The sequence below is a fragment of the Vibrio sp. M260112 genome (assembly GCF_036533775.1).
Lineage (GTDB): Bacteria > Pseudomonadota > Gammaproteobacteria > Enterobacterales > Vibrionaceae > Vibrio.
In genome coordinates this window covers 1-4,527 of sequence record NZ_JATABH010000095.1, presented here as the reverse complement: position 1 = coordinate 4,527, position 4,527 = coordinate 1, and the positions used below count along the sequence as shown (strand labels likewise).

The window sequence follows — 4,527 nt, the reverse complement described above, 5'->3', positions numbered from 1 at the left end:
AGCTTCGTATCATCTAAATACATGTACCTTGGAAGGGATCAATAACAAGATTAAGCTAATAAAAAGAATGGGCTATGGATACCGAGATACGGAATACTTCTTTATGAAGATAAAAGCGGCTTTCCCCGGAAAGCCGCGATGAACCTTTTAATTTATCAGATTGACAATTGAACCTATTGTCGCTTTGGCATTCGTTTCTTCACCAAATTAGGGCACACATCTCATCTGTGGCCTCAATTTAGACCAAAATCCAATTGTAAGCACATTCTTATATCGCTAATCTGTCAGTGAATAAGAAATAAACTAATAAAAGCATCCAGTCTAAATTTTTGCTGCCGAGAGATTCCTTTATGGATAACAATGACAAGCTCAACGAAGTTTTGTGCTGCCCACTATGTGGTAGTGAAGAATACTTACTCTCTGAATCTGACAGTATGTTGTGTGCAGAGTGTGGTTCTTTTTTCGAAGATGTTACTCAACTAGCCCCAACCAACTGTGCTATATCCGTGCTTAATGTGCAGTGCTTAATCGCTTCATCAGCTAGCCACTAAAAAATCAACACAAGATCTGTTCAAGCTCGTTGAGATGACGGATCTTTTTCAAATCAAACACATGTTCACGATCATTTAGACCAGTAAGGTGAATTGAGCGAACTCCCGCCCTAACACCAGCCTCTAAACCCTTAGGGGTGTCATCTATATAAAGGCATTGCTCACGAGTGAACCCCATATTCATCACACAGTATTGAATAAGATCGGGCTCTGGCTTCCAACTGTTAGTATCAAATGCAGAGAAAATTTTACCGCTGAAGTAAGGCAACAGACCAGTTAGGTCAAGACAACGCTCGATTTTATCTTTAGGGCCATTTGACGCGACACAGTACTCAATGCCTTTGTCATCGAGGAACTGTAATAAATCAAACACCCCATCCATTGGCTTTAGCTGTAGTTCAAACAGTCGATCCAATATATCTCTGTAAACGGGTTCGAGTTGGTCGATAGAAACGTTGACATCTAATCGCTTCTTAGTGGCAGCAAGAATATCAGCAAGCTTACCGCCTTCGAAATGGCTGGCTGCTGCTTCATAAGTGAGAGTGGCACCAAATAGAGCAAACGTGTCACACAGTGCTTGGCAGCAAAGTTTCTCACTATCAACTAACGTGCCGTCACAATCGAAGATTACACACTGAACTTGGGACTCTGTCATGCTCATTACCTTGTTAATTCGCCAAGAGAAATAATAAGGTAGTGAGTATTAAATGGAATGATGTGCTTAACACTTCCCTTGATAAATAGAAGTTTATGTCAGATTTTTAGACCATGTCACCATTTTATCGTTGGTACAATGATGAAGTCATCACTGCTCAATGATGAAGGTGTGGCTATCGTCAAGTGGCAGATCGAGTTTAGTGTAAAGCGCTGCAAGAAATCCTTCTTCAGTCACTTCAGTACCACTGCTTTTCAATACAACATCAGAAATTAGAACCGTTTGTTGGTCTATGGTGATTATCGCCGCAGCTACCGCCTGACCTTCTTTAAAACCAAGATAGAGTGAGCAAGGTTCTGAATAGATGATTTGGGTTAAAAACTCAACGATCAGTTGTTGATCTGACTCATTACTCCAGCGACCAGCCTGCAATAATGCAAACATCACCGTAAGACGATGGAAGTCGACCAGAAAGATATCTTCTGGCGCAATCTGGCTATCCGCCACCGGTATCTCTGACAACGTTTGGTACTGACGGACAGATACGGCGTCTTTGTACAGTTCCATACCCGCGATGCTCTCTTTGGTAGGAAACTCGACATCTACTTGCTGATAAAGCCATTGGTTTTTGATTTCAGCAATTTTTGGCAAAGTCATAGTCTAGGGTGAACCTGTACAGATAGTGAGAATGGAGCGAGAAGCTTACTAGATAACGCCTTGAGGCGACAAGTCTTTTAGCCAGTTATTCGCAAACCACTCTAAAAAGCGGATATGCTCATTACATTAAAGCGCAGACGAGCCAATTTCTTGCTCGTGCTCTTCAATTGGGCGAACCCAGATATTGTGAACATCCAGTTGGTCATTCTCGGGGAGGACGGTATCAGGTGTGAGTACATCGGTTGAGCCGTCAGGTGTCCAGGTAATAGTGATACCATTATCCAACTCAGCAATAAAGTGTTGCCCTTGCTGCACCGCCTCATGCTGTCCATTGCAGTCTCACACTCTGGGTTGATTAGTGCATCATGAGGGCGACGTATCTATTCCTTGCCATACTGGTTAATCTCATCTTGCCAATGTGTCGGTGCAATACTACCTAACGGTTGAGTTAATAACTTTTCATTCAACGTTTTTAAAGCCACATCACATTCTGTCAATTGATGCAGGTTAAGATATGGAAAATCGACTATTTCTATGGCTAGGGTGTATTATCCGTAAATGGTTTGTCTGACACTTCACCACTGCCTTCATACAGAACAACCACGGTTGAGTTCTTATGCGTGCTATACGGTGCTACTTGAACCCATCCATTAGGGTCTGCTCCCTGCCTGACCGTGCAGTCATCATTTATTTCTGGAGTACAGCTATAAGCATACAAAAGTAAGACCCTATCATTATTTACAAGAAGCTTCATGACTGGGTTTGCATGATGGTTCTTGTAGTAATGGTTCATTGTTTCTATTTTTTGCTTGGCAAGCTCACTGTCTATCACATCATCAATCCTATACCAACGAGTACCATAATCCTTGTCATAGTCTCCCCATTTAGATTCCCAACGTTTTTTCCATTCCTCTTTCCAGTAACTGCTACCGAAGCTATTTTCCCATTCACCTTTTATAGCGCTAGGAATACCAATGCCAATGCTGGCACTTTTACAACAGCCCTGAACGCTTCCATACGCAAAGTTTGCTCCTCCACCATAAATATCACTGACCCACATATCACGAATAAAATGTGGGCCACCTAAAGACCCTGCATTGCCAATGCTCGCAACTGAAACAGGCTTACTTTCAAAGCAACCATTAAGTAAAAAGCACATGCTTACAGCAATTAAAAATCTATACTTCATTATCAAATACCACTCGCTTGAGTTGGTTTCCTTCTTTCGTTACTGCATTAACAAGACTGTCCATTGCAGTCTCACACCCTGGGTTGATTAGTGCATCATGAGGGCGATGTATCCATTCCTTACCATACTGGTTTATCTCATCTTGCCAATGTGTCGGTGTAATACTACCTAACGGTTGAGTTAATAACTTTTCATTCAACGTTTTTAAAACAGAATCATTTCCCGTTAGTTGAATAAAATCAGATGGATGCTCGACTTCTCTAGCCCATTGAATCCCCATATTCTCTGCTTGTTGTTTCATTCTTTCTAATGGCAGAGCCGATAGAGCATTGCTAATAGGCTGTAGCTCGTAATAATAAAAAATGCCATTCACCAGTGTCACAACACCATATAAACCCTTAGTGCTGCATTCCAAATTCCAAGCGTCTTGAGCGTGCTTGTGTAGCTGCTCACTGTATGCGGGTCTAATAAGGACAGGCACTGAGGGCTCCCCACAAAATCATATAGTCGCCTCTTGAGCTTTAGCGAGTTTTATAAGGAAGCTTTCTATACCTTTCCGCCACTCTTTTACTGCCACGTTCCAACCTGGCCGCTTGTACAAACGCATTCCAAGATAAAAATAACTTAAAACAGCTCGAGTCTTGATTGTATTAGCTTGGAACCGACAGTGTGCATCCATCCTTTCTCCTAGCAACCCTATCAGGGTGAGGAGAAGATGTCCTACGCTAGCTATAAGCACTAAAATACTCATTCTTTTTAGTCGCTTAGTTCCGTGACTTGACATGCCAAGGCCAAATCGTTCAGATTTGCAGTCTCTGAACGACTCCTCTATTTGCATGCGATTACTATAGATATTGACTACTCGTTTTGCCAGTTCAAGTCTTGCTGGAAGCGACGTAACAAGTACCCAAGGGTCATTAGCCCGACGAGCATTTTTTCGGCTGTAATTGGATTGCTGACGTAACCCCTTTGTTGTTTTTGCTATACGACCTTTTGATTTCGCCTTGTACAGAATGAGATTGACTCTATAGGGCAACTTGTTGCCCATAAACCAGTTCTTCATCAACGTCGGTGTCGAGGTTGAACGTGGGAAAAGGGCTTTACACCACTCACCTTGATTTCCGTCCGGACTCAGGCAGACCTTTCCTCTCACTCTGCCAACAAAATGCCAGCCGTGTGATGTCACCGACTTAAACCAAGGGCGCTTGAATCCTGCATCAGTCACAATGATCGGAGTACAGGTTGTTGGCAAAAGTATCTTGAGTCGATTGAGAAAATCATTGTGTGTTGTGGCTTTCTCTTTTGTTTCTAGAGGGTGAACTTCTTCGTATAAGGTCAAGGCGGCGTTGTTGCCTAAATCAGTTGAACCTTTTTCGAGTCTTGCGATCTGACCCTTTATGATGGTTAGAGCGGTGGTGGCATGGGTAAGGCAAAAAAGAAGATAACTAACTGGGCGGAGTACAATAAGGCTCTGT

The 4,527-nt window shown here is 42.6% G+C and carries 7 protein-coding genes and 1 pseudogene; 2 read left to right on the top strand and 6 right to left on the bottom strand.

Annotated features, from left to right (window positions below; translation table 11 throughout):
* The coding region (locus QTN95_RS19760; protein WP_331418075.1) for a transposase at positions 1-142 on the top strand (142 nt) is incomplete at its 5' end.
* Between the two features lie 208 nt (positions 143-350).
* Positions 351-551 carry a hypothetical protein gene (locus QTN95_RS19755; RefSeq protein ID WP_138970634.1) on the top strand — a complete coding sequence of 67 codons (201 nt, stop codon included), beginning with the start codon at positions 351-353 and terminating at the stop codon, positions 549-551.
* Between the two features lie 4 nt (positions 552-555).
* Here QTN95_RS19755 and QTN95_RS19750 read toward each other — a convergent pair whose 3' ends face one another.
* From QTN95_RS19750 to QTN95_RS19725, 6 genes and pseudogenes are all read right to left on the bottom strand, one after another.
* Positions 556-1,206: an HAD-IA family hydrolase gene (locus QTN95_RS19750; protein ID WP_331418703.1), complete on the bottom strand. Its 651-nt coding sequence runs from the start codon at positions 1,204-1,206 to the stop codon at positions 556-558.
* Positions 1,207-1,356: 150 nt separating this feature from the next.
* Positions 1,357-1,863: a flavodoxin gene (locus tag QTN95_RS19745; RefSeq protein WP_331418702.1), complete on the bottom strand. Its 507-nt coding sequence runs from the start codon at positions 1,861-1,863 to the stop codon at positions 1,357-1,359.
* 135 nt (positions 1,864-1,998) lie between these two features.
* Positions 1,999-2,190 (bottom strand): annotated as a pseudogene (locus QTN95_RS19740) (S-type pyocin domain-containing protein); the annotation flags it as partial.
* Between the two features lie 211 nt (positions 2,191-2,401).
* The gene (locus tag QTN95_RS19735) at positions 2,402-3,052 is read right to left on the bottom strand and encodes a hypothetical protein (RefSeq protein WP_331418701.1); all 651 of its coding nucleotides are present in this window, start codon (positions 3,050-3,052) and stop codon (positions 2,402-2,404) included.
* Positions 3,042-3,533 (bottom strand): hypothetical protein, encoded by a 492-nt coding sequence (locus QTN95_RS19730; RefSeq protein ID WP_331418700.1) that lies wholly within the window; start codon positions 3,531-3,533, stop codon positions 3,042-3,044. The genes QTN95_RS19735 and QTN95_RS19730 overlap by 11 nt, the downstream gene beginning before the upstream one ends.
* An 18-nt stretch (positions 3,534-3,551) precedes the next feature.
* Positions 3,552-4,527: IS4 family transposase (locus QTN95_RS19725; protein WP_331418698.1), on the bottom strand; the 976-nt coding region annotated here is incomplete at its 5' end.